General features: G+C 59.2%; 1 protein-coding gene. It reads left to right on the forward strand.

Annotation, left to right across the window (positions count from 1 at the left end; all coding sequences use genetic code 11):
- Positions 1 to 238, forward strand: a 238-nt coding sequence (locus tag GWC77_RS28435) for a hypothetical protein (RefSeq protein ID WP_254367243.1), incomplete at its 5' end; no start/stop codon positions are given.
- Positions 239 to 390: the final 152 nt, after the last annotated feature.

Below are 390 nucleotides of genomic sequence, written 5' to 3' on the forward strand. Positions count from 1 at the left end.
CTGGCACGATCATCTCGTTCAGTACATCAAGGACAAGGGCATCCATGCGTTCCGGAACAAATACGGCTATGGCCAGCGCGCGCTGGTCGAGGCACAGATCTCGCGCATTAAGCGCTGCATCGGCGCGCGGCTACTGACGCGCAAAATCGAATCGCAGCAGCGCGAGGGGGTGATCATCGCCAACGTGCTGAACCTGTGGAATTCGTTCGGCAGACCCGTTTGCGTCAAAAATGCATAGTTGCGTCCGCAACCAAATGGGCGCCGACCCTCGTGAGAAACAAAATTCGTGCGTGTTGTTTCAGGCCGGGGCGGTTTCGCGCTCAAGCCGGAAACCGAGTGACTTGGCGCGCCGTTTCAGGGCGGCAAGGCTGCGCTGCTGTTGCTGCTCCT

Origin of the sequence: Paraburkholderia sp. NMBU_R16 (genome assembly GCF_013282575.1) — a bacterium.
GTDB lineage: Bacteria > Pseudomonadota > Gammaproteobacteria > Burkholderiales > Burkholderiaceae > Trinickia.